The following is a 20718-nucleotide window of genomic DNA, read 5'->3' on the forward strand; positions in this document are numbered from 1 at the left end:
GAACCTCAGTAATCGCGGAGGACGCGTTTGGTTTTACCCGCGGTGCGCGGCAAGGTGCCGTGTACGATCAGAGTGACTTGGGCGGTGGCGCCGAGACGGGTCTTGATGGTGGCTGCGACACGGGACGCAAGGTCCGGGGAGCTGTCCACGCCCGGGGCAAGTTCGGCGGTGACGGGCAGGTGATCGTGCGGCGGAGGTGTGGAAAGATGGATACGGTAGTCGCCTGACAGCTCGGGGATCTCGTTCAGAACGGCGGCGACCATGGTCGGGAACATGTTCAGGCCGCGGACGACAACCATGTCATCCGAGCGGCCCACCACGCGAAAACGGAAACCGGTGCAGCCGCATTGGCAGGGGTCGGTGGCGGTTAGGCGGATGATGTCGCCGGTGCGGAAGCGCACCAGCGGCTGGCAGTCGCGGATCAGGTGGGTGAGGACCAGCTCGCCCGATTGACCCTGTTCCAGGGGGATCACGTCACCGGTATCGGGGTTGATCAGCTCGGGCCAGAGGGCGTCGGATGCCATGAAATGCAGCGCGGTGTCGTGCGGGCATTCGGCGGCGAAGTTCGAAAACACGTCCGAGACGCCATAATTGGCGTTGCGTGGCTGCATGCCCCAGGTTTCGCTCAGGCGGGCGCGGAAGGCGGGATCGTCGAGACCGGGTTCACCGCCGAAGAGGCCGAGCCGCAGGCCAAGGTCGCGGGGCGAGAGACCGGGAAAGTCGGCTGCAATGTGCTGCTCCAGCACCGCTGGATATGACGGCGTGCAGGAGATGGCGGTGATGCCGACCTCCTTGATGGTGCGGATCAGCAGGTCGGTGGATCCCACGCCAAAGGGGACGACCAATGCGCCGGTCGCTTCGAGCGTCATGTGATCTGTCAGCCCGCCCATCCACATCTGGTAGTTCAGGCAATGGACCACGGTGTGATCGGGCGTGAGGCCGGCTGAGGCATGACAGCGGCCGCCGACGGTTTCGGTGATCTGGGTGTCGCGGGGCGAGAGGGCGAGGTTCATCGCCTGGCCGGTGGTGCCCGAGGTGCGGTGCAGCCGGTTGACGGTGGCGCGGGGCGTGGCGAGGTAGTCGCCAAAGGGAGGATGGGCGGCTTGGGAAAGGCGGAGCTGGGATTTGTCCGAGAGCGGCAGGGTCGGGAGGTCTTCGAGGCGTTCGGGTGGCGTTTGATCGTCCCAGAGGGTGCGGTAGAAGGGAGAGTTTGCGACGACGTGCTGGCGTTGGGCCTGCCATGCGGATTGGGCGTGGGTTTTGATTGCGCCAAGCGGGGCCTTGTCGCCGTCGGGCAGGAGTTGCATGTCGGTGTTCCCCTCGGGTTCCTTTGGGGCGGAGCGTGGCGGGGATTTTGGCGGGGAGCAAGGGGGAATGGCGAAAGTCTTGTTCTGGCCAAAAGCAGACTTTCGAATTGCATGCGCAATCCGACCGGCCGGGGGGCGCTGCCCCCCGGACCCCCCGGGATATTTCTGGCAAGAGGAAGGGCCGCGGGATTTGGCGAATGGCTGGTTCAGGCCAACCTTTACCGCGGCTTATGCACATGCGCCGATTGCACGAGGCCGAAGGCAGCCATCAGCACCAGCATCGCCGAGCCGCCATAGCTGACCAGCGGCAGCGGGACACCGACGACAGGGATGAGGCCCATGACCATCGACATGTTGACGGCGAAGAACAGGAAAAAGGTGGTGGCGACACCCAGTGTCAAAAGGGCGGCGAAACGGTTGGAGTTACTGAGCGCGGTGATGATGCAGAAGAAAATGATCAGCGCGTAGAGTCCCAAAAGCGAAATGGCACCGAGGAAGCCGAATTCCTCAGCCAGGGTGGTGAAGATGAAGTCGGTATGTTTCTCGGGCAGGAAGTTCAGCCGCGACTGGGTGCCCTGCATGTAGCCCCGCCCGGTCCAGCCACCAGAGCCGAGGGCGATTTTCGACTGGGTGATGTGATAGCCCGCATTGAGCGGATCGGCGGCGGGGTCAAGGAAAGTGTCGATACGGCGGTACTGGTAGTCATTGAGCAACTGCCAGTCGGTTCCGCGGGATTGGAACACCGCCACGACAAGGCCGACACCGGCGGCGATGACGGCGGCAAAATAGGCCCAGTGGACACCGGCGATATACATCACTGTACCGCCGCCCAAGAGCAGCAGGATCGAGGTGCCAAGGTCGGGTTGTTGCAGCACCATGGCGGTAGGGATCAGGATCATCAGCACCGGCAGGCCGACCCAGAGGGGATGCGAGATCTTGGCCATGGGCAACCAGTCGTAATAGGCCGCAAGGAACATAACCAGGGTGATTTTCATCAACTCGGAAGGTTGCAGGCGCATGAATCCGAGATCGATCCAGCGTTGCGCGCCCATGCCGACATCGCCGATGATCGGCACCAGCACCAGCAAAACCAGTGTACCGAGATACGCCACCAGCGCGACGTTGCGCCAGAAATAGATCGGCACCATGGCAACAAAGACCATGAGAAACAGGCCAAGGCCAAATCTTTTCATCTGTGGCTCGGCCCAGGGGCTGTAGGAACCGCCGGCCACCGAATAGAGCATCAGGAAGCCGAGACAGGCCACGGCGATCAACAAAAGTGTGATCGGCCAGTTCAGATAGAACAGCTTGCGCGGGCCCGTGGGCACATATTTGACGGTATGCTCGAGATAGCTCATGCGCGGGTCGGCCTGTCTTTGGGCGGCGGCGGGCGCAACTCGCGCAGGCGTTTCTGCTGGGCGCGGATGCGGCCGTGATCCTTGGCCGGGTAGGCCGAGAGCGGCGGGTCCTCGCCATAGAGCGCCTGAAGCGTGATGTCGCGTGCGATCGGCGCGGCTGCTTTCGACCCTCCGCCACCATGTTCCACCACCACCGCGACGGCGTATTTGGGATTGTCGAAGGGGGCGAAGTCGACATAGAGCGCGTGGTCGCGGCGCTCCCACGGCAGGTCCTCGTTGCGGGTGACGCCGGCGCGACGCTCGGCCTCGGTGATGCGGCGGACCTGCGAGGTACCGGTCTTGCCGGCCATGCGCATTTCGGGCGCGACGATGCGCGAGCCATAGCCGGTGCCGCGCGTGTGGTTGGAGACGTCGAACATCGCCTTGCGCACGACGCGCAGGTGGTTTTCGTTGATCCCGAGCGACGCACCGTGCCCGGTGGGCTGTTCGACCCCGTCGATGGATTTCACCAGCCGCGGCGTGACCGAGCGCCCGGTGGCAATCCGCGCCGACATCACCGCCAGTTCGAGCGGCGAGGCCAGCACGAAGCCCTGGCCGATCGCGGCGTTGACGCTATCGCCGACCACCCATTCCTTGCCCTTGGTCCTGAGCTTCCAGGCCTTGGTCGGGGCGACCCCGGCCTTGACCCCGGACATCGGGATATCAAAGCCAAGGCCAACACCAAGTTTGCGGGCCATGGCCGAGATGTTTTCAATGCCGGTCTTCAAAGCGAGCTCGTAGTAATAGACGTCACAGCTTTCGCGCAGGCTGCGGTTTAGATCGACATTGCCGTGGCCGGCGCGTTTCCAGCAGTGGAATTTCGAGGAATGAACCTCGAGCACCCCTTTGCAGCGGAACGTATCCTCGGTGGTGATGATGTCGTTTTCCAGCGCCGCCAGCGCGGAGACCATCTTGAAGGTCGAGCCGGGCGGGTAGAGGCCCTGAACCGACTTGGCCACCAGCGGACGGTGATCGTTTTCCAGAAGCGCGTTGTAATCGGTGGTTGAGATGCCGTTGACAAACAGGTTCGGGTCAAAGGCGGGGGCCGAGGCCACGGCAAGCAGATCGCCGCTGTCACAGTCGATCACTACGGCGGCGGCGCTTTCCTCTCCCAACCGGGCCTGAACGTAGTTCTGCAGCATGTGATCGAGCGTCAGCTGGATGTCGACGCCGGCATGGCCTTCGCGGCGGTCGAGCTCGCGCATCTCGCGGCCTGCTGCGTTGACCTCGACCCGTTTGACGCCGGCCTTGCCACGCAATGATTCCTCCGCCCGGGCCTCGATACCGACCTTGCCGATCTGGAACCGGGGCAGGCGCAACAGCGGATCGGGGTCTTCGATCTTGGACAGGTCATAGTCCGAGACCGGGCCGACATAGCCCACCACATGGGTGAAGTCGTCGGCCAGCGGATAGATCCGGGACAGGCCGACCTCTGGCGTGACGCCGGGCAGGGCGGGGGCGTTGACGGCGACGCGGGAAAGGTCCTCCCAGGTGATCCTGTCGGCAACCGTCACGGGAATGTCCCCGCGGCGTTTGCGCATTTCTTCCAGCGCGGTTTCGATGGCGTCGGGGTCCATCTCGATGATCTGGGAAAGCCGCGCGATCACCGCCTCGGGGTCGCCGGCATCCTCGCGGGTCATGGTGACGCGGTAGGAGGGCACATTGCGGGCGATAACCCGGCCGGTGCGGTCGAAAATCTCGCCACGGGCCGGGGCGATCAGGCGGATGTTGATACGGTTTTCTTCGGCCAGGAAGCGGAACTGATCCGCCTCGGTCACCTGCAGGAAGTGCATGCGGGTGGCCAGCCCGCCCAGAACGGCGACCTGTACGCCACCGGTGATCAGACCGCGGCGGGTGATGCGGCGTTGCGAGAGGGCGTTATCACGTTCCGATCGGCGCATCTCTCCCTCCTATTGCCGTTGGCCAAGCGCGTTGACCTCGCCCAGACCGGGCGCGCGCAGACCAAAGACGAAGCGGGTGACCAGCACGACCAGCGGATAGCAAAGCACGGTCATCAGCAGTTGCATCAGTTGCAGGCCAAGGGCCGGAAGCGGCACCAGAAGCATCGCCAGGATCAACCGGTAGACCAGGATCACGCCGGTGATGGCCGCAGCCACGGTCAGCCATTCGACCGTGAAGGGCATGGCCCGCAGCCCGGTGGTGCGGGTGCGCAGGTTGTCGAAGGCCAGAAGCGTCAGCGCGGCATAGAGCCCGGGCGGGCGACCGAGGAACAGGTCGGCAATCAGCAACAGCCCGGCGGTCAGCACCAGCGGCGTGTATTCCGGGCGGCGCAGCACCCAGGCGAAGGCGAATCCCATCACCAGATCGGGCCCGGCGAACCTGCGCGGTGTGGTTTCGAGCGGCAGCAATTGATAGAATATCAGGCCGAGGATCAGTGCGGCAAAGCCCGCCCGCATCAGCCAGAGCCGGGTGAGGGTGATGTCATCCATCGGCGCCTCCGGCCTCGGTTTCGGTTGTTTCTGCGGTGGCGCTGTCGGGCGGGGTTTCCGGCAGGATCAGCTTGCCGGGATCAAGAATGCGTTCGGCGCCGTGGTGTCGCAGCACGCGCAGAAATTCGAGCCGTTCGTAATCGGCGGCGAGGCGCACACGCATCCGGCCGCCGGGGTCGGTGGCGACCTCGCCCACCAGCAGGCCCGCCGGGAACACGCCGCCGTCGCCCGAGCTGACCACGCGGTCGCCGGGGCGCACGGCATCGGCATTTTCGAGAAATTCCAACGCCGGGGCCAGGGTGTTGTCGCCCACCAGGAGGCCCTGCTGGCCCGAGGGCTGTACCGTGACCGGTGTGCGCGAGGTGGCATCGGTCAGCAGAAGCACCCGCGAGGTGTTGTTGCCGACCCCGGAAATCCGGCCCACCAGCCCGATCCCGTCCATTGCGGCCCAGCCGTCGAGAATGCCATCGTGCGATCCGATGTTAATCACCACGGATTGGCGGAACGGTGAGCCTGAATCGGCCATGACCACGCCGGTGATAAAGGTCAGGCGCGGGTCAAGCCGGACCTGGTTGAGATCCAAGAGCCGGGCGTTTTCCTGGCCCAGCTGCACCGCGGCCTCTTTCCACTTGCGCATCTTCTGAAGCTCGCGTTTGAGCTCCTGGTTCTGCTCGTGAAGGCTTTGATAGCTTTGGAAATCGCGGATCAGCGTGATGGTTGCCGTGACCGGCGCCATGGCCCATTCGAAATTCGGCAGCACCTTGTCTGTGACCTGCGCGCGGAAGCGTTCGACGCGGGGACTGTCGATGCGCCAAACCAGGAAGATACCCGTCAGGATGAGCACGAGCAGGATCGCCAGCAACCGCTTGAGCGGGCCGGTATAGTCGTCGGAATTTGCGCGGTCACGTGCCATGGGCGGGGGTATAGCATGGGTGATGAGCGGGGTTGAGGGGGAAAACGGTCACGTGTTGGTGGGCGAACGGGTATTCGCGTCGAGCGGCGCGTATTCGCCGAGCTAGCTATCGCTGTGACTTGCGCGGGCCAGGAAAATTGTCATAGGTGGCGTGTGATCCGGAAGGAATGGTGGCATAAAGCGTCACCCAGTGGAACGAGCAAGGCAGGGCAGATGGGCAAGACTCTGATCGACGCGATCACCGGCAGGGGAAAGCAGATGCTTTTTTCGCTCGCCTGTGTCGCGCTTGTCGTCTGGACTGTGGCCCCGTCCTCTTCCCATGTGCCGAGTGTTATCGAGACCTTGCAGGAGCACGCCGAAATGATCGCCTCTCATGGTCATTCGCACGGGCTCGAAGAGGATTTGATCTGGGCAATACACGGTCATAGCCACGACGTTGCAGACCATGATCACACGCAGGCCATATTCATCCAGACCCGAACAGCGCAGATGTTTGTTGCGAGACGGGCCGCGTGGCGTGGTCTCTCTCACGCGCATTGGTCGCCGCCGCTTTACCGCTTGGAACGTCCACCGCGAGCGTGATGACCGGCCCTAACGGGCAGTCACCAACGTAATCACGGACATTCCAAGGAGAAACACATGCAATCCGCCATCGCGGATGGTCCAAACCGGCGCATCTTTCGCGCCGCCACCATCCTACCAATCTTTGCGGCCCTGATGCTCTGGGCATCGACCGCCGCTGCCCATAACGTCACCGAAGGTGACGCGGGTTATATTCAGGAAATCTGGGGGGTGAACCTCATTCCCTTCACCTATCTGGGTGCCAAGCACATGATCACGGGATACGATCATATCCTGTTCCTGCTCGGCGTTGTCTTCTTCCTCTACAAGATGAAGGATGTTGGCATCTATGTCAGCATCTTCGCTCTGGGTCATTCGACGACGATGCTCGCCGGTGTCTGGTTCGGCTGGGGGGTGAACGCCTATATCGTCGACGCCATCATCGGCCTGTCGGTGGTTTACAAGGCGCTCGACAACCTCGGTGCCTATCAACGCTGGTTCGGGTTCCAACCCAATACCAAGGCCGCGACACTGATATTCGGCCTGTTCCACGGAACCGGGCTTGCCACCAAAATCCTCGACTACGACATCGCTTCGGAAGGGCTGTTGCCCAATCTGCTGGCGTTCAATGTCGGTGTCGAGATCGGTCAGATACTGGCGCTCGCCGTGATCCTGATCGTCATGGGACACTGGCGCAGATCGCCTGCGTTCCTACGGCAAGCCTATACCGCGAATGTCGTGATGATGACCCTCGGGTTCATCCTCATGGGCTATCAAATCACCGGATTTTTCGTCGCCTGAGATGCGACAAGGAGACAAGACAATGTTCAATTCCAAAAAACCTTCGCTTGAGGAACTGCCCACATCGGCGCAGCTTCTGAAATCCACAATCATTGCGGCCGTGTCGGCGGTGGTGATCCTCGTGACCGTTGTTCTGCCAGCGGAATACGGGATCGACGCCACGGGCATCGGTCGCGCGCTGGGCCTTGCCGAGATGGGGGAAATCAAGTCTGAACTGGCCGCCGAGGCCGAGGCGGACCGACAGATGGAAACCGCCGATGACAAGCAATCCAGCTTGCTGGGCGACATTCTGGGCGTGTTCGTCGGGTCGGCGCATGCGCAGGAGGCTGAAGCCTGGCGTGATGAAGTCACTTTTACCCTTGAGCCGGGGGCATCCGCCGAATGGAAGCTGGTGATGACCGAGGGGCGGGTCGCCCAATACCGCATGATCGTTGACGGCGGGCGGGTGAATTTCGACCTGCACGGACATGGCTCGGGGCAGTCGGTGACCTATGAAAAAGGGCGCGGGTCCACCGGGTCGGAGGGCGAAATCCTTGCCGGGTTCGACGGTGAACATGGGTGGTTCTGGCGCAACCGTGACAAGGTGAACGTGACCGTGACGGTTCAGGTGCGCGGTGAATACGCGGAGTTCAAGGACGCGAGCTAAAAAGAAGACAGCCATTCGCGGCATCGTCGCGAATGGCTGTCGTTGTCATGTTGTTGGAATAGGATCGCGCTTAGATCTCAACTCTCGTAATCGATCGCGTGCTTGAGCTGTTTCTCGAATTCGAGCGCCTTGCCGGTGCCGAGCGCCACACAGTTGAGGGATTCATCGGCGATGGAGACGGCCAGTCCGGTGCTTTCGCGCAGCGCCAGATCGAGGTCACCCAAGAGCGCGCCGCCACCGGTGAGCATGACGCCACGGTCGACAATGTCGGCGGCGAGGTCGGGCGGGGTGGTTTCGAGCGCGGTCATCACCGCTTCGCAGATCTGCTGCACCGGTTCGGAGAGGGCCTCGGCCACCTGCGCCTGGGAAACCTCGGTTTCCTTGGGCACGCCGGTCAGAAGGTCACGGCCGCGGATCTGCATCGACTGGCCACGGCCATCGTCGGGCATGCGGGCGGTGCCGATCGAAGTCTTGATCCGTTCGGCGGTGCTTTCGCCGACCAGAAGGTTCTGTTGGCGGCGCAGGTAGGAGATGATGGCTTCGTCCATCCGGTCGCCCCCGACCCGGACCGAGCGGGCATAGACGATATCGCCCAGCGACAGGACGGCCACCTCGGTGGTGCCGCCGCCGATGTCGACAACCATGTTGCCGGTGGGATCGGTGATGGGCATGCCGGCGCCGATGGCGGCGGCGATGGGTTCTGCAATCAGGCCGGCGCGGCGGGCACCGGCGGCCAGGACCGAGCTGCGAATGGCGCGTTTTTCGACCGGTGTTGCGCCATGGGGCACACAGACGATGACCTTTGGCTTATAGAAGGTCGAGCGTTTGTGGACCTTGCGGATGAAGTGCTTGATCATCTCTTCGGCGGTGTCGAAGTCGGCGATCACGCCTTCGCGCATCGGGCGGATGGCCTCGATACTGCCCGGGGTCCGGCCCAGCATCAGCTTGGCGTCCTCACCCACGGCCAGCACTTTTTTCACACCGTCCTTGACGTGATAGGCGACCACCGAAGGTTCGCTGAGGATGACGCCCTTGCCCTTGACATAGACCAGCGTGTTGGCCGTGCCGAGGTCGATTGCCATGTCGGCCGAAAACAATCCGGGAAGTTTATCGAAAATCGACATGTATTCGGAATCCCCATGGCCGAGCGTGAATTGGGCGACTCGGGGTGTGCCCGGTCAGCGGCCTCTATATAGGCAGGTGGGCGGCATAGCGAAAGGGGGCAAAAGCGGGCGGGTCGGCGTGAAACTGCCGCAGTTTCTGCCAATTGAGGGTGTGCGGCAACCGACATCCGGGCGTGGTGCGCCGGGCCGTTCCCCCGGATGCTAGCGCAATCTTAGGGCGCGGGCGCGGGTTTGACGGGGTTCTATCGTCAGGCGGGCGGCGAAGTGTGGTGCGGTAGGTGACGTACCGTATTGGTAGAATTTTGAAAAATAAGGGAAAAATGCTATGGTTGGCTGGATTTTCCGGAGTTCAATTCGATTTGCCGTGCACACACATCCATGGAGACAAGGGGGGATGCCTATGGGGGGTTATGTTGCTCGTTTTCAGAAATTCTGGGATCGCAAGTTCGGGAGATGTGCGAAATGCATGCGGTTGGCGTTTCTTTCGGCTGTGTCGGGTTGGGGCGCATTGGGGCTGGCGATGGCGTTGGGGCTGGGTTCGGTCGTTCACGCGGGTTTGCTGGTTCTGAGCCTTGGGCTGACGGTTCTGGTGGTCGCGCATGTTGCTACATTTGCGGCGCGTCAGACCCGGCAGGTGATCCGGACATCAAGAGGCGAGACGGTCAGGATCGGCGCGCATGCCGCGCTGCCCGTGGCCGAAACGGTCGTGAAGACAATGTCGCGGCGGCAGATCATCGGGCTGGCGTTGAGATATGCGGCGGTGGCCGGGGGGGCGACGCTGGGCCTGACACAAAGGGCACAGGCCGCCTGTGGCGATTGCGCCGCCACGTTCGGCGCCGGGTATTACGATTGCATCACGCATTTCTGCAATAATGTCGGCCAGACGTGCTGCCCGCCGGGTTACCCGTATCTGAACCACTGTGACTGTATCTGCTACGACGGCACGGGGTTTGACTGTAACAGCTATTCGAACTGCAACTATTGCGGTTGAGCCCGCGCCGAATTGATCTGGCGGGTGGCGAGGTGTTCGGTGGGGGCCAGCCCCCACACCCCCGGGATATTTCTGGCAAAAGGAAGGGGTGGGTTGGGCTCAGAGCTGGCGTAAAAAGTTCGCACACATGGCCGGTGTGGCACGCAGGCCTTCGAAGAAATCTTCCGGTTTGGCCATGGCATGGGCCTTGTCGGTCATGGCAATGCAGGTGGTGATATCATCGAAAGACCAGTAGATCAGCACGCCGGGATCAGGGGCGTGGAGGGCGCCTATCCAGCCTTTCCATTCGGGGTTTTGTAGCCGGTTGAAGGGGCGATCCTTTGCGAGCGCCCGGACGGCGAGCGGGGCTTTGTCCCAGCGGAACTCGTTATAGGCGGTGACCTGGTCCAGACCGAGCGCCGAGAGAAACGCGCCGATCGCGGATTCCATCACCATGGGCATCTGGTTTTCGTCAGGCAGGAACCAGGCGTTGCGTTCGGTATAATCCAAGATGCGCTGTTGCAGGGTGCGGTATGCGTCCTGAAAACCAAGGACGGAGATCAGCCAAAGGGCGATGGCGAAGTCCTTGAATGGCGCGTCGGGGGCGACGTGGCTGTGAAGATCGGACCAGCGCAGGGTTTCAGATTGTTGCTTTTCCCAGGTGAAGAAGTCGAACGCGTCATAGGCGTTTGCCTCATGGTCTGTCGAGACCCAGAGGGTGCCGTCGTCGTCACTGGTTGTTTTGAGCGATTGACCGGGGGGAACCGGGACACGAAACAGCGGGTTGAAGGCAAAGAAAACGTGGTCAAAGACGCCGCGCCAGTGGTCGAGCAGCGGGGTGTCAAACGGCGCTTCGGCGATCTCTATCGGGGGAGGAGCGGCTTTTCGCATGCTAAGGGAGCCGGCGGGGTTTTGAACCCCGCCGGGGCACTATCAGGTCATGTCGCGGTAACTGATCTCTTTCTCGTCCTGTCCGAGCTTGTCACGGCGCACCAGCAGGCGGTTGAGCGCATGGATATAGGCCTTGGCCGAGGCCACGACCGTATCGGTATCAGCAGATTGGCCGGTGGCGATGTTGCCGCCTTCCTCGAGCCGGACGGACACGGTGGCCTGGGCGTCGGTGCCCTCGGTCACGGCGTGGACCTGGTAAAGTTCCAGATGTGCCGTGTTGGGATGTAATTTGCGGATCGCGCGGAAGGCCGCATCGACCGGGCCGTCGCCCTTTTCGATGGCGGTTTTCTCGTCCCCGTTGATCGACATGACAAGGGTCGCATCCGCAGGGCCGCCGGTGCCGCAGACGACGCGCAGCGTCACCAGCTTGAGCGCATCGTTCTCTTCGCTTTCACCCACCCGCATCAGCGCGACGATATCGTCGTCGAACACCTCTTTCTTGCGATCGGCCAGATCCTTGAACCGGACGAACAGGTCCTTCAACTGGTTGTCGCCGATATCGAATCCCAGATGCTCCAGCTTGTCACGCAGCGCGGCGCGGCCCGAGTGTTTGCCCAGCGGCAGCGAGGTGCCGGAGAGGCCGATATCCTCGGGGCGCATGATCTCGAAGTTCTCGGGGTTCTTCAGCATGCCGTCCTGGTGAATACCGCTTTCGTGGGCAAAGGCGTTCTTGCCAACGATGGCCTTGTTGAACTGCACAGCAAAGCCCGAGACCGTGGCGACACGGCGTGAGATTGCCATGATCTTGGTGGTGTCGATGCCGGTATGCCATGGCATGATGTCATGGCGGGTCTTCATCGCCATGACCACCTCTTCCAGGGCGGTGTTGCCGGCGCGTTCACCCAGCCCGTTGATGGTGCATTCGATCTGACGTGCGCCGCCGGCCACAGCGGCCAGTGAATTGGCCGTGGCCATGCCCAGATCATTGTGACAGTGGGTGGCGAAAATCACCTCGTCCGCGCCGGGCACGGTGTCGATCAGGCGTTTGATCAAGTCGGCAGATTCCACCGGCGCGGTATATCCCACGGTGTCGGGGATGTTGATTGTGCTGGCGCCGGCCTTGATCGCGATCTCGATCACCCGGCAGAGGTAGTCCCATTCAGTACGGGTGGCATCCATCGGCGACCATTGCACATTTTCACAGAGGTTGCGCGCGTGGGTCACGGTTTCATCGATCAGGTCGGCCATCTCATCCATCGTCAGGTTGGGGATCTGACGGTGCAGCGGTGAGGTGCCGATGAAGGTGTGAATGCGCGGGCGCTCGGCATTGCGCACGGCCTCGAAGCAGCGGTCGATATCCTTGGCATTGGCGCGGGCCAGGCCACAGATCACCGAATTCTTCGAGCGTTGGGCAATCTCGCTGACGGCGCGGAAATCGCCCTCAGACGCGATGGGAAAGCCCGCCTCGATGATGTCGACGCCCATGTCGTCGAGCATCTCGGCGATTTCCAGCTTTTCCTCGTGGGTCATGGTGGCGCCGGGGGATTGTTCGCCGTCGCGCAGGGTCGTGTCGAAAATCAAGACGCGGTCTTGGGAAATCTTGTCAGTCATTTTGGGTCTCTTTTCTCTTATCCTTAAGCCTTTGGCGCAAAAGCTATGCATCCTCTGAGCGCCCGCGCCGAAAGAGGCACGCTCAGAGGCGGCTAAGGATTAGAAGCAGCGACGGGCCAGCGGCACGCGGGGTGCGCGGTGTGGCGAAAGGGATATGTCGCTGGGTCATCATGGCAGCAGGTTATAGGCGATGGGCCGGGAAGATAAAGGAAAAAATATGCGGGATGCGGCGGGTCAGCCGGCGCTGCGCCCTTTTGGGCCGCTATAGGCCCGCTCGATCCGGGCGACGCGCAGTTCGTAATGCGCGTACCAGCGTTCGATCCCCATCGCCTGGGCGGCGAGATGTTTGGCGTTAGCCTTCCAGTCGGCAATGCTGGCCTCATCGTCCCAGTAAGACACGGTGATGCCGAACCCCGATTTGTCGCGGGTGGTCTCGGCGCCCAGGCAGCCGGGATGCTCCATCGCAAGCTCGAACATCCGCGCGCCCATCTCGGCATAGCCGGTGTCATCGTCGCTGAGCTGGTTGGAGAAGATCACTGCATAGTAATGCGGTGACGGGGTTTTGGCGAAGCGGTCGTTCATTGTGGTTTCCCGGTGGGTTGCAGTTGGCGTGATGATGCACGCAGGCGCGAAACAGGCAATGGCCGGGCGAATATATTCACAGATAGCAATATGTCGCATACCATTGTGTGCAATTGGGGCGTATCCTTGGCGCAAGCGCCGCGCATGTAGGGCAAGGCTTTGTTTTTGTATAGGGCAAGGCTTTGTTTTTATATCAATTTGCACTTGCAGCGGGCAACCGCTGCATGAAGGAGGATTCCATGGCACATATCGTTGTTCTTGGCGGGGGGCTTGGAGGTACTATCCAAGCTTATGAGCTAAAGGAATCGCTGTCGAAAAACGACACGGTCACGCTGATTTCGAACAAGCCCTATTTCCAGTTCACCCCGTCGAACCCCTGGGCTGGCGTGGGCTGGCGCAAGAAAGACGATATCATCGTTGACCTGGACCCGGTGATGAAGCGCCGCGGCATCGGCTTTATCTGCGATGGCTGTGTCGGGTTGGACCCAGAGGCCAACCAACTGACGCTGGAGAGCGGGCGCACGGTCGACTATGATTATCTGGTGATTGCGACCGGGCCTGACCTCGCCTTTGACGAGATCGAAGGGTTTGGACCCGATGCCCATACCTCGTCGGTGTGCCATGTCGAGCACGCGGAAATCTCGGGCGACAACTGGGAGGATTTCTGCGCCGATCCCGGCCCGATCGTGATTGGCGCGGTGCAGGGGGCGAGCTGCTTTGGTCCGGCCTACGAATACCTGATGACGATCGAGACCGATCTGCGTCGTCGCAAGATCCGCCACAAGGTGCCGATGACCTTTGTCTCATCAGAGCCTTATGTCGGCCACCTGGGCCTGGGCGGCGTGGGCGATACCAAGGGAATGCTGGAATCGATCCTGCGGGACCGCGACATCAACTGGGTGATCAACGCCAAGACCGACAAGTTCACCGAGGACGCGGTGCATATCACCGAGTTCACCGAGGATGGCGAAGAGAAGGCCAAGCACGAGATACCGGCGAAATACAAGATGTTCCTGCCGGCGTTCCGCGGTATTCCCGCGCTGATGGGGATCGAGGGCCTGGTCAATCCGCGCGGCTTTGTCATCACCGACGAATATCAGCGCAACCCGAAATACCCCAATATTTTTGGCATCGGCGTCTGTATCGCTATTGCCCCGCCGGTGGCGACTCCGGTGCCGACGGGCGTGCCGAAGACCGGGTTCATGATTGAATCGATGGTCACCGCGACGGCGCATAACATCCCGCGTATCCTTGCCGGGGGAGAGCCGAACGAGAAACCAACCTGGAACGCGCTGTGCCTGGCCGATTTCGGCGACCGTGGGGCGGCGTTTTTAGCGATGCCGCAGATCCCGCCGCGCAACGTCAACTGGTCCGGTCAGGGCAAGTGGGTGCACTGGGCCAAACTGGCGTTTGAGTGGTATTTCATCCGCAAGGTGAAGAAGGGCGTTTCCGAGCCGTGGTATGAAAAGACCATCATGAAGATGATGAAGGTCAACAAGCTGGAAGGCTGAGTTTGGGTTTGTGCGTGGTGGGCAGATTGCCCACCCAACGAGATGGGCTTCCCGAGTGGGGCGTCCGTTTTGCTGTGTCCCTGCTGATTGGGCGAAAAATGCCCAAGCCCTGAAAAAATCCGGCCACATTTTGGCCCGGTTTTTCGAACAGAGTGTTTCCGAAAAGGCAGCAATTGCGCGCGGGGCAACGCATGAACAGCGAGTTGAGAGACCGTTTGACCTTGTGGGTCGGGATCGCCATGGCGGCGGTTGCCGGTTTGACGCTGTTTTCCTGGGTTGCGCTATCGGCGCTGGTAGAACCCGGAGCCTTTGGTGCATCCGGGCGGCTGGCGTTGAACATGGCGTTCCTGCCGAGCCGGGTGCAGAAGGCCTGGGAAGAGGCGCTCGACAATATCACGGGGGAAGAGGCGATCCGGCATCTGGCGGTGCCGCGCCCCGAGATGGACATGACCGGATTTCGCCCGGTGACCATGGTGGATGGTTCGCAGCTGTCCGGGCTTATGGTGCGCGGCGACCTGGCCCGCGCCGACCGCGGTTGGCGGTTGCTGGGCGGTGCGATGCAGATCGAGGGCCGGGCCGAGAGTGCGGTGGCGCTCCTTGATCCCAACCTGACGGTGCAGCGGCTGTGGGTTCTGGACGAAGACGATGTGCAGGCGCAGGACAAGTCGCTGGCGTCGCGGCGGGTGCTGCACGGTCTGACCATGGAGCCGGAGAGCGGCGCGATCGTGTTCAACCTGGATTTCGGCTCCGCCGTGCAGAAACGCGATATGTGCAATCGCCCGATCTGGATTGCCGAAGGCAAGTACCATCATTCGGTGATGCCGGTGGATGGCGGTATGGCTTATTGGACATTGCGCGACGACGGCTTTGCTACGCAGCACTTGTCCGGAGATCCGGCAACGCCGCACAACACCGGTTTCGTAAAACTGGATGCGGCCACCGGCGAGGTATTGCAGGAGTTCGGGCTGGAAGAGCTGATAGCGGCCAATCCCGGGCTGGGCGTGTTCGAGTTGGGCCGGGTCGACGAAGAAGAGGCACAAAGCAATGCTGCGGGCGTTGTTGGACGTTGGCGGCCGGATCCGATGCACTTCAACGATGCCGATCCGCTGCCGCCGCATCTGGCCGGGGCATTTCCGCAGTTCGAGGTTGGCGATCTTCTGGTGTCGGCCCGTAACATCAACACCGTTTTGGTCATCGACCCTGACACCCTGAAGGTCAAATGGCATCAGACCGGAGGTTTCCTGCGGCAGCACGATCCGGATTGGCAGCCGGACGGCAGCATTTCGGTGTTCGATAATGGCATGGGCGCGGGGCAGAGTCGCATCCTGAAGATCGATGTGAGTTCCCATGGCATTAGCACTACTTATGATGACGGCGATTTTTATACCCGCGTGCGCGGCAAGCACATGCGGACCGGGCGTGGCGACCTTGCCGTTGTCAGCCCGCAGCAGGGCCGGGCGTTCGAGATGGGCACCGGCGGCGCGCCGGTGCTGGAGTTTGTCAACCTGATGCCGGGTTCGGACGACCGGAGTTTCGGCCTGAACGAGTACCAATGGCTGCCCGAGGGCGCCGTGAAAGCAGGAGATACAACATGCACAGGCAGCTAATTCCCGTAACCGCGATATTTGCACTGATCCCGGCGATGGCGCAGGCCTATATCGGGCCAGGCATGGGGCTGGGCGCGGTGGCGTCGCTTCTTGGACTGGTCGCCGTGTTCTTCATGGTGATGGTGGCCTTCATCTGGTTCCCGATCAAGCGACGGATCGCGCAGCGCCGCAAAGCGGCGGACGCAGAGGCGCAATGAGTTTCGATATTGCCTCGGCGGCGGCGCTGACGGCGCTGACGCTTGTGCTGGTGCAGGTGGCCTTGCGGCTGCCGCTGGCGCGGGCGGCGGGGGCAATCGCGGGCCCGAGCCTGCGTTCGGTCGCGGTGATGCGAGCCCGCGGTATATCGGACCATTGGAAAGAGCGCGCCATGAAGCTCTATGCGTGGCGCACCTTGAAGGGCGTGGCGGGGTTTACCGCGCTGCTGGCCCTTTTGGCTTTTTTGGCCGTTGGAGCCGGGTTGCTTATTGCCAGCGCCGTACCAGGATTCGTCGCGTTTTCCCTTGGGTGGCAGGGGCTTGCGGTCACATTGGTGGCTGCGACGCTGTGGCTTTGGGTGAACGGGATGTTGGCTGACGCACGTCCCGAACCGGTGTCGGTCTATTCTCCGGCCGAGCAGATGATGCACCGGTTGGCGCTGGGCAACGGCGCCGTGGCCGAAATGGGGTTTGCGCTGGACCAGGTGATCACACGCCCGAAGGCGGTGGATGCGCGCGACGGCGAACACGTGTTTGTCGCCGGGCTGGCGCGGGCGGGGACCACCGTTCTGACCCGGGCGCTGCATGACGGTGGCACCTTTGGGTCGCTGACCTATCGGGACATGCCGTTTGTCCTTGCGCCGGGCCTGTGGAGCAAGATCAACCGCAAAAGCGGTGTCGAGACCGGGGAACGGGCGCACGGTGACGGGGTTATGGTTGACCTGGACAGTGTCGAGAGCCTGGAAGAACCGTTCTGGCGCGTGTTCGATGGCGAAAGCTATATCAAGGCGGACCGTTTGCTGCCGCATGCGCCGGGTGAAAGGCTGTTGGAAAAGTACCGTCGCTATGTTGCGGCGATCCTGAAGTCGCGCAAAGCAAGCCGCTATCTGGCGAAAAACAACAACAATATCCTGCGGTTGGGCGCGCTGGCCGAGGCGTTTCCCAAGGCGCACCTGCTGGTGCCGTTCCGCGATCCACTGGCACAGGCGCAATCGCTTATGGCACAGCATGACAGGTTTACGGCGGTGCACGCCGAGGATCCTTTCGCGCGCGACTACATGGGCTGGCTGGCGCATCACGAGTTCGGCTCGGACCACCGGTGGTTTGCAGTGGGGGACAGGCCAGCCGGGGATCCCGCGGCGCGGGATTATTGGCTGGACGAATGGTGTGCGGTTTACGATTGGCTGTTGGAGACGGCACCAGAACGGGTGCAGTTCGTATGCTATGAGGACCTGTGCAACGATGCCGATACGTGGCCGCGCCTGGCGGTGCGGTTGGGCCTGCAGGTGGGCGACGTGCCGTTCCGGGCAACGCCGATTGCGGCGCGCGACGGTTTGACCGCGCGCGAGACACGTGCCTATTCGATTTATGATCGATTGCGGATGCGTGGTTAACTTTTTTGCGTCATGGATTGATGCATTAGTATTTCTTCACATCCAGGAAACTGGGGTAGCCCCCAATTCTCTGCGGACGTTGCACAAGTGGAAGCAACGGGTCAATCGCGTGGTTTGTTGCCGCTGCGCAGGGGGACACCAAATTCTGCGTGGCAGATATCGGCCAGTTTTGCGACGCCTTCACGGATGGTCTCAACCGATGGGTGGCCGAAGCAAAGCCGCATGCGGCGGGTATTGGCAGGGCCGTCAATGGTCCATTCGGAGCCGGGATTGATCTCGACCCCCTGGGCCAGGGCGGGGGTAAACAGGCGGTCGGTGTTGACCTCTTCCGGTAATGTGACCCAGAGGTAGATACCGCCAAGCGGCCTCTCGTATTCGGCGGCGGCGCCGAAATGTTCGTCCAGCGCAGCGCAGAGCGTGCCGGCCTTTTCCTTGAGCATTGGAAGCAGACTGTCGACATGTTGGTCGAAATGGTCGGGCAGGTAGTTGGCCAGCACCATCTGTTCCAGAGCGCCGCTGCCCGCGTCGGTTTTCAGGGGCAGGATATGGCCCATCAGCGGCCATGGCGCGATCAGATAGCCGACGCGCAGGGCGGGGGCGATGGTTTTCGAGAAGGTCGCGCAGTAGATCACGCGGTTTTCGGTATCGAGCGCGTGGATGGCGGGGGGGCGTTCTCCCGAGAAGACGAGGTCGGCGTAACAATCATCTTCGAAAATCGGCACGTCATACTTGGCCGACAGGGCCAACATTTCAAGGCGGCGTTCGGTGGGCATGATGCTGCCGGTGGGGTTCTGGACCGTCGGGATCGTGTAGATGAACTTGGGTCGGATTCCATGGGCTGCGTAATGGGCGAGTGCCTGCTCCAGCGCGTCCATCCGCATGCCGCTTTCATCAAGTGCAATGGCGTGGGGGGTGACATCCATGGTGCGCAGCTTGCCGATGGCGCCGGCATAGTTGCCCTCTTCCAGAAGCACGACGTCGCCGGGGTTGCAGAGCGCCCAGTTCACGAGGTCCATGGCCTGAAGCGAGCCGGAGGTGACCAGCACCTCGTCCGGGGTAACGGACATCTCGCAGCGGCGTTTGACGATGTTGCAGATTTCCTCGCGCAGGGGGAGATAGCCCTGCGGGCCCGAGTCCATGCCGTACTTGCCCATAGCGTGGCCCTCTTCTCGCAGCACTTTTGCCATGGCATCGGCGAGAGCTTCGGCAGGGACGGTGGGTTCGTCGATGTTGCCGCCGACGAAGTGGTAGGGTGGCAAGCCTTTGAACGGAGCGGCGTGTTTGGCGGCGGCCTTGTCGGAGAGCAGGTTGTCGTAGGTAAAGGGCATGGGTTTGGTCCGGTTGTGGTTTGCAGCCACGATACAAGGTGGGGGCCGGGGCGCAATTGAAAGTCTGGGGTGCGGAAATCCTTACCACGCGGAACGTTGGTTCGGATGCCGGGCGATCCTACGTTGGTAGAGGCGGGTGGGGCCTGACGATCTGCTGTGGAGCGCGTGATGCTGTTGACAACCAGTTTTGTGGTCCTGTCGATGGCGAGCGCCGGGGCTGCGGCCTGGGACGTTTATGACAGGCCGCGCAGACCAGACGGATTCGAGGTGTCCGTTCACATTTTGGACAAGAACCCCGGCGTTGCATATTACCGTGGGCTGCCGTTGACTGCCGATCATCCCAGCATGAAATACCGGGACGGACCCTTGATGGAGGACCTGACCGAGCGCTTTCCCAATGCGCTGAGTTGCCTGTCGCGCGATGAGGGGGATAAAACTGTCTCGTTGGCGCGACTGGATACGCGGAAATTTGACACCCCCAGAGAATTGGAAACCTGCCTTCAGAGGGTGGGGAACGAATTGGGCGACCTGTCGCGAGTGGTGCCTTGGTTGAGGGCCGTCGGGTTCGCAGGGGTCAGTGAGCGGTCGGCCCGGAACTGGCTGGGATTCAACAGTTCGGGAATGGAGGCCGACGAGGTGGCCGTGTATCGCGGCAGTTGGCGAGGTCGGGATTCGATAATCGGGCGGCGATACCCGGTCAACCGACGAGCCGCTTGGACCGTTGATTACGGCATGTGGATCCCGGCCAAAAGTATGGATTTGACGATTGTTTTTCGGCGCACGGATATGCGCGTGATCAGTATCCACGTCGGTATGATATTTCTTTGAGGGCGTTAACCCATCGTTGCGGGCAACGAAAGAAAAAGGGCGCCCGGGAGGGGGCGCCCAAGGTGGGTTTGCTCCGTGAGAGTGGTTTTTGTTGTTGTTATTACGCGGTTCAGGGTTTGATGTAGGTGTAGCCCTGCTGTTGAAGGTGGCTCAGTTCGGCCACGCCCGAGGGCACGATGTCTTCTTCGAACACGTCGAAAAGGTCGTTGTCATAGTCGATCTTGCGTCCAACAAGCGTGTTGTTGCACACGTGGACGCTGACATTCTGGCCCTTGAGTTCGACGATGCGGGTTTGCAGCGGTTTGTTGGCCATCGCACTTTTGAGGATGCCAACACCATTGCCGTGCAGCACGACCTTGATGTCCATGTTGTCGGCACCCACCGCGTTGATGTGGTTCTGGATGTTGCGCATCGCGCCGATGTATTTCTTGTCATCGGGGCCGCCGGGGTAGTTGATATGATAGACCACCTTCTGCTTGCCATAGCGTTCAGCGTCGGCCTGGCCGGCGACGAGGGTCAGCGACAGCGCTAGGGTGAGCGCGGCAAAGGCGGTAGCCAGTTTGCGGATGAGTTTCATTTGGACCTCCCAGTTTTTCGTGGCCT

20 protein-coding genes are annotated in these 20718 nt (G+C 61.7%); 9 read left to right on the forward strand and 11 right to left on the reverse strand.

Annotated elements, in window-relative coordinates; all coding sequences use genetic code 11:
• Positions 1–5 precede the first annotated feature (5 nt).
• The 5 genes from RXV86_RS15770 to mreC all read right to left on the reverse strand — a co-directional run bounded on the left by RXV86_RS15770 (position 6) and on the right by mreC (position 6067).
• A complete protein-coding gene (locus RXV86_RS15770) occupies positions 6–1307 on the reverse strand; it encodes a phenylacetate--CoA ligase family protein (protein WP_316301214.1) in 1302 nt (433 codons plus the stop codon).
• Positions 1308–1525: 218 nt separating this feature from the next.
• Positions 1526–2665: a rod shape-determining protein RodA gene (rodA, locus tag RXV86_RS15775; RefSeq protein ID WP_316301215.1), complete on the reverse strand. Its 1140-nt coding sequence runs from the start codon at positions 2663–2665 to the stop codon at positions 1526–1528.
• Positions 2662–4605 (reverse strand): penicillin-binding protein 2, encoded by a 1944-nt coding sequence (mrdA, locus tag RXV86_RS15780; protein ID WP_316301216.1) that lies wholly within the window; start codon positions 4603–4605, stop codon positions 2662–2664. The genes rodA and mrdA overlap by 4 nt, the downstream gene beginning before the upstream one ends.
• A 9-nt stretch (positions 4606–4614) precedes the next feature.
• Positions 4615–5154: a rod shape-determining protein MreD gene (locus RXV86_RS15785; protein ID WP_316301217.1), complete on the reverse strand. Its 540-nt coding sequence runs from the start codon at positions 5152–5154 to the stop codon at positions 4615–4617.
• Positions 5147–6067, reverse strand: coding sequence for a rod shape-determining protein MreC (mreC, locus tag RXV86_RS15790; protein WP_316301218.1), 921 nt, complete (start codon positions 6065–6067; stop codon positions 5147–5149). Before mreC ends, RXV86_RS15785 begins: the two co-directional genes overlap by 8 nt.
• Before the next feature lie 213 nt (positions 6068–6280).
• On the opposite strand from mreC, the gene RXV86_RS15795 reads away from it, so the two are divergent.
• The 3 genes from RXV86_RS15795 to RXV86_RS15805 all read left to right on the forward strand — a co-directional run bounded on the left by RXV86_RS15795 (position 6281) and on the right by RXV86_RS15805 (position 8075).
• Entirely contained in the window at positions 6281–6649 is a 369-nt protein-coding gene (locus tag RXV86_RS15795; protein ID WP_316301219.1) for a hypothetical protein, read from the forward strand.
• Positions 6650–6784: 135 nt separating this feature from the next.
• Entirely contained in the window at positions 6785–7429 is a 645-nt protein-coding gene (locus RXV86_RS15800) for a HupE/UreJ family protein (RefSeq protein ID WP_316301577.1), read from the forward strand.
• A 22-nt stretch (positions 7430–7451) separates the two neighbouring features.
• Positions 7452–8075 (forward strand): transmembrane anchor protein, encoded by a 624-nt coding sequence (locus tag RXV86_RS15805; protein WP_316301220.1) that lies wholly within the window; start codon positions 7452–7454, stop codon positions 8073–8075.
• A 77-nt stretch (positions 8076–8152) separates the two neighbouring features.
• On the opposite strand, the gene RXV86_RS15810 is transcribed toward RXV86_RS15805, so the two are convergent.
• Positions 8153–9199: a rod shape-determining protein gene (locus RXV86_RS15810; RefSeq protein ID WP_316301221.1), complete on the reverse strand. Its 1047-nt coding sequence runs from the start codon at positions 9197–9199 to the stop codon at positions 8153–8155.
• Positions 9200–9599: 400 nt separating this feature from the next.
• Here RXV86_RS15810 and RXV86_RS15815 point away from each other — a divergent pair, with 400 nt between their 5' ends.
• Positions 9600–10190 carry a DUF3624 family protein gene (locus RXV86_RS15815; RefSeq protein WP_316301222.1) on the forward strand — a complete coding sequence of 197 codons (591 nt, stop codon included), beginning with the start codon at positions 9600–9602 and terminating at the stop codon, positions 10188–10190.
• Between the two features lie 99 nt (positions 10191–10289).
• Here the strand turns inward: RXV86_RS15815 and RXV86_RS15820 are convergent, their stop codons facing one another.
• The 3 genes from RXV86_RS15820 to RXV86_RS15830 all read right to left on the reverse strand — a co-directional run bounded on the left by RXV86_RS15820 (position 10290) and on the right by RXV86_RS15830 (position 13253).
• Complete coding sequence (locus tag RXV86_RS15820) at positions 10290–11060, reverse strand: hypothetical protein (RefSeq protein WP_316301223.1); 771 nt, start codon at positions 11058–11060, stop codon at positions 10290–10292.
• Positions 11061–11102: 42 nt separating this feature from the next.
• Entirely contained in the window at positions 11103–12671 is a 1569-nt protein-coding gene (locus RXV86_RS15825) for a 2-isopropylmalate synthase (protein WP_316301224.1), read from the reverse strand.
• A 234-nt stretch (positions 12672–12905) separates the two neighbouring features.
• Positions 12906–13253 carry an antibiotic biosynthesis monooxygenase gene (locus RXV86_RS15830; RefSeq protein ID WP_316301225.1) on the reverse strand — a complete coding sequence of 116 codons (348 nt, stop codon included), beginning with the start codon at positions 13251–13253 and terminating at the stop codon, positions 12906–12908.
• A gap of 239 nt (positions 13254–13492) precedes the next feature.
• Between RXV86_RS15830 and RXV86_RS15835 the strand changes: the two genes are divergently transcribed.
• From RXV86_RS15835 to RXV86_RS15850, 4 genes are all read left to right on the forward strand, one after another.
• Positions 13493–14764, forward strand: a complete 1272-nt coding sequence (locus tag RXV86_RS15835) for an FAD-dependent oxidoreductase (protein WP_316301226.1) — start codon at positions 13493–13495, stop codon at positions 14762–14764.
• 191 nt (positions 14765–14955) lie between these two features.
• Positions 14956–16371 (forward strand): arylsulfotransferase family protein, encoded by a 1416-nt coding sequence (locus RXV86_RS15840; RefSeq protein WP_316301227.1) that lies wholly within the window; start codon positions 14956–14958, stop codon positions 16369–16371.
• Positions 16356–16568 carry a hypothetical protein gene (locus tag RXV86_RS15845; protein WP_316301228.1) on the forward strand — a complete coding sequence of 71 codons (213 nt, stop codon included), beginning with the start codon at positions 16356–16358 and terminating at the stop codon, positions 16566–16568. The genes RXV86_RS15840 and RXV86_RS15845 overlap by 16 nt, the downstream gene beginning before the upstream one ends.
• Entirely contained in the window at positions 16565–17959 is a 1395-nt protein-coding gene (locus RXV86_RS15850) for a sulfotransferase (RefSeq protein WP_316301229.1), read from the forward strand. Before RXV86_RS15845 ends, RXV86_RS15850 begins: the two co-directional genes overlap by 4 nt.
• Before the next feature lie 101 nt (positions 17960–18060).
• Here the strand turns inward: RXV86_RS15850 and RXV86_RS15855 are convergent, their stop codons facing one another.
• Complete coding sequence (locus RXV86_RS15855) at positions 18061–19287, reverse strand: PLP-dependent aminotransferase family protein (RefSeq protein WP_316301230.1); 1227 nt, start codon at positions 19285–19287, stop codon at positions 18061–18063.
• A gap of 168 nt (positions 19288–19455) precedes the next feature.
• Here RXV86_RS15855 and RXV86_RS15860 point away from each other — a divergent pair, with 168 nt between their 5' ends.
• Entirely contained in the window at positions 19456–20115 is a 660-nt protein-coding gene (locus tag RXV86_RS15860) for a hypothetical protein (protein WP_316301231.1), read from the forward strand.
• 109 nt (positions 20116–20224) lie between these two features.
• Here RXV86_RS15860 and RXV86_RS15865 read toward each other — a convergent pair whose 3' ends face one another.
• Positions 20225–20692 (reverse strand): DsrE family protein, encoded by a 468-nt coding sequence (locus RXV86_RS15865; RefSeq protein ID WP_316301232.1) that lies wholly within the window; start codon positions 20690–20692, stop codon positions 20225–20227.
• Between the last annotated feature and the right edge of the window lie 26 nt (positions 20693–20718).

Source organism: Aliisedimentitalea sp. MJ-SS2, assembly GCF_032586155.1.
GTDB lineage: Bacteria > Pseudomonadota > Alphaproteobacteria > Rhodobacterales > Rhodobacteraceae > JAWHTC01.

What these genes read in the sequence shown, in the direction of transcription:
- RXV86_RS15795 (WP_316301219.1), top strand. Translation starts at nt 6,281, where the DNA reads ATGGGCAAGACTCTGATCGACGCGATCACCGGCAGGGGAAAGCAGATG.
- RXV86_RS15835 (WP_316301226.1), top strand. Translation starts at nt 13,493, where the DNA reads ATGGCACATATCGTTGTTCTTGGCGGGGGGCTTGGAGGTACTATCCAA.
- RXV86_RS15800 (WP_316301577.1), top strand. Translation starts at nt 6,785, where the DNA reads ATGCTCTGGGCATCGACCGCCGCTGCCCATAACGTCACCGAAGGTGAC.
- RXV86_RS15840 (WP_316301227.1), top strand. Translation starts at nt 14,956, where the DNA reads ATGAACAGCGAGTTGAGAGACCGTTTGACCTTGTGGGTCGGGATCGCC.
- RXV86_RS15805 (WP_316301220.1), top strand. Translation starts at nt 7,452, where the DNA reads ATGTTCAATTCCAAAAAACCTTCGCTTGAGGAACTGCCCACATCGGCG.
- RXV86_RS15850 (WP_316301229.1), top strand. Translation starts at nt 16,565, where the DNA reads ATGAGTTTCGATATTGCCTCGGCGGCGGCGCTGACGGCGCTGACGCTT.
- mreC (WP_316301218.1), bottom strand. Translation starts at nt 6,067, where the DNA reads ATGGCACGTGACCGCGCAAATTCCGACGACTATACCGGCCCGCTCAAG.
- RXV86_RS15820 (WP_316301223.1), bottom strand. Translation starts at nt 11,060, where the DNA reads ATGCGAAAAGCCGCTCCTCCCCCGATAGAGATCGCCGAAGCGCCGTTT.
- RXV86_RS15810 (WP_316301221.1), bottom strand. Translation starts at nt 9,199, where the DNA reads ATGTCGATTTTCGATAAACTTCCCGGATTGTTTTCGGCCGACATGGCA.
- RXV86_RS15855 (WP_316301230.1), bottom strand. Translation starts at nt 19,287, where the DNA reads ATGCCCTTTACCTACGACAACCTGCTCTCCGACAAGGCCGCCGCCAAA.
- rodA (WP_316301215.1), bottom strand. Translation starts at nt 2,665, where the DNA reads ATGAGCTATCTCGAGCATACCGTCAAATATGTGCCCACGGGCCCGCGC.
- RXV86_RS15845 (WP_316301228.1), top strand. Translation starts at nt 16,356, where the DNA reads ATGCACAGGCAGCTAATTCCCGTAACCGCGATATTTGCACTGATCCCG.
- RXV86_RS15770 (WP_316301214.1), bottom strand. Translation starts at nt 1,307, where the DNA reads ATGCAACTCCTGCCCGACGGCGACAAGGCCCCGCTTGGCGCAATCAAA.
- mrdA (WP_316301216.1), bottom strand. Translation starts at nt 4,605, where the DNA reads ATGCGCCGATCGGAACGTGATAACGCCCTCTCGCAACGCCGCATCACC.
- RXV86_RS15785 (WP_316301217.1), bottom strand. Translation starts at nt 5,154, where the DNA reads ATGGATGACATCACCCTCACCCGGCTCTGGCTGATGCGGGCGGGCTTT.
- RXV86_RS15815 (WP_316301222.1), top strand. Translation starts at nt 9,600, where the DNA reads ATGGGGGGTTATGTTGCTCGTTTTCAGAAATTCTGGGATCGCAAGTTC.
- RXV86_RS15830 (WP_316301225.1), bottom strand. Translation starts at nt 13,253, where the DNA reads ATGAACGACCGCTTCGCCAAAACCCCGTCACCGCATTACTATGCAGTG.
- RXV86_RS15825 (WP_316301224.1), bottom strand. Translation starts at nt 12,671, where the DNA reads ATGACTGACAAGATTTCCCAAGACCGCGTCTTGATTTTCGACACGACC.
- RXV86_RS15865 (WP_316301232.1), bottom strand. Translation starts at nt 20,692, where the DNA reads ATGAAACTCATCCGCAAACTGGCTACCGCCTTTGCCGCGCTCACCCTA.
- RXV86_RS15860 (WP_316301231.1), top strand. Translation starts at nt 19,456, where the DNA reads ATGCTGTTGACAACCAGTTTTGTGGTCCTGTCGATGGCGAGCGCCGGG.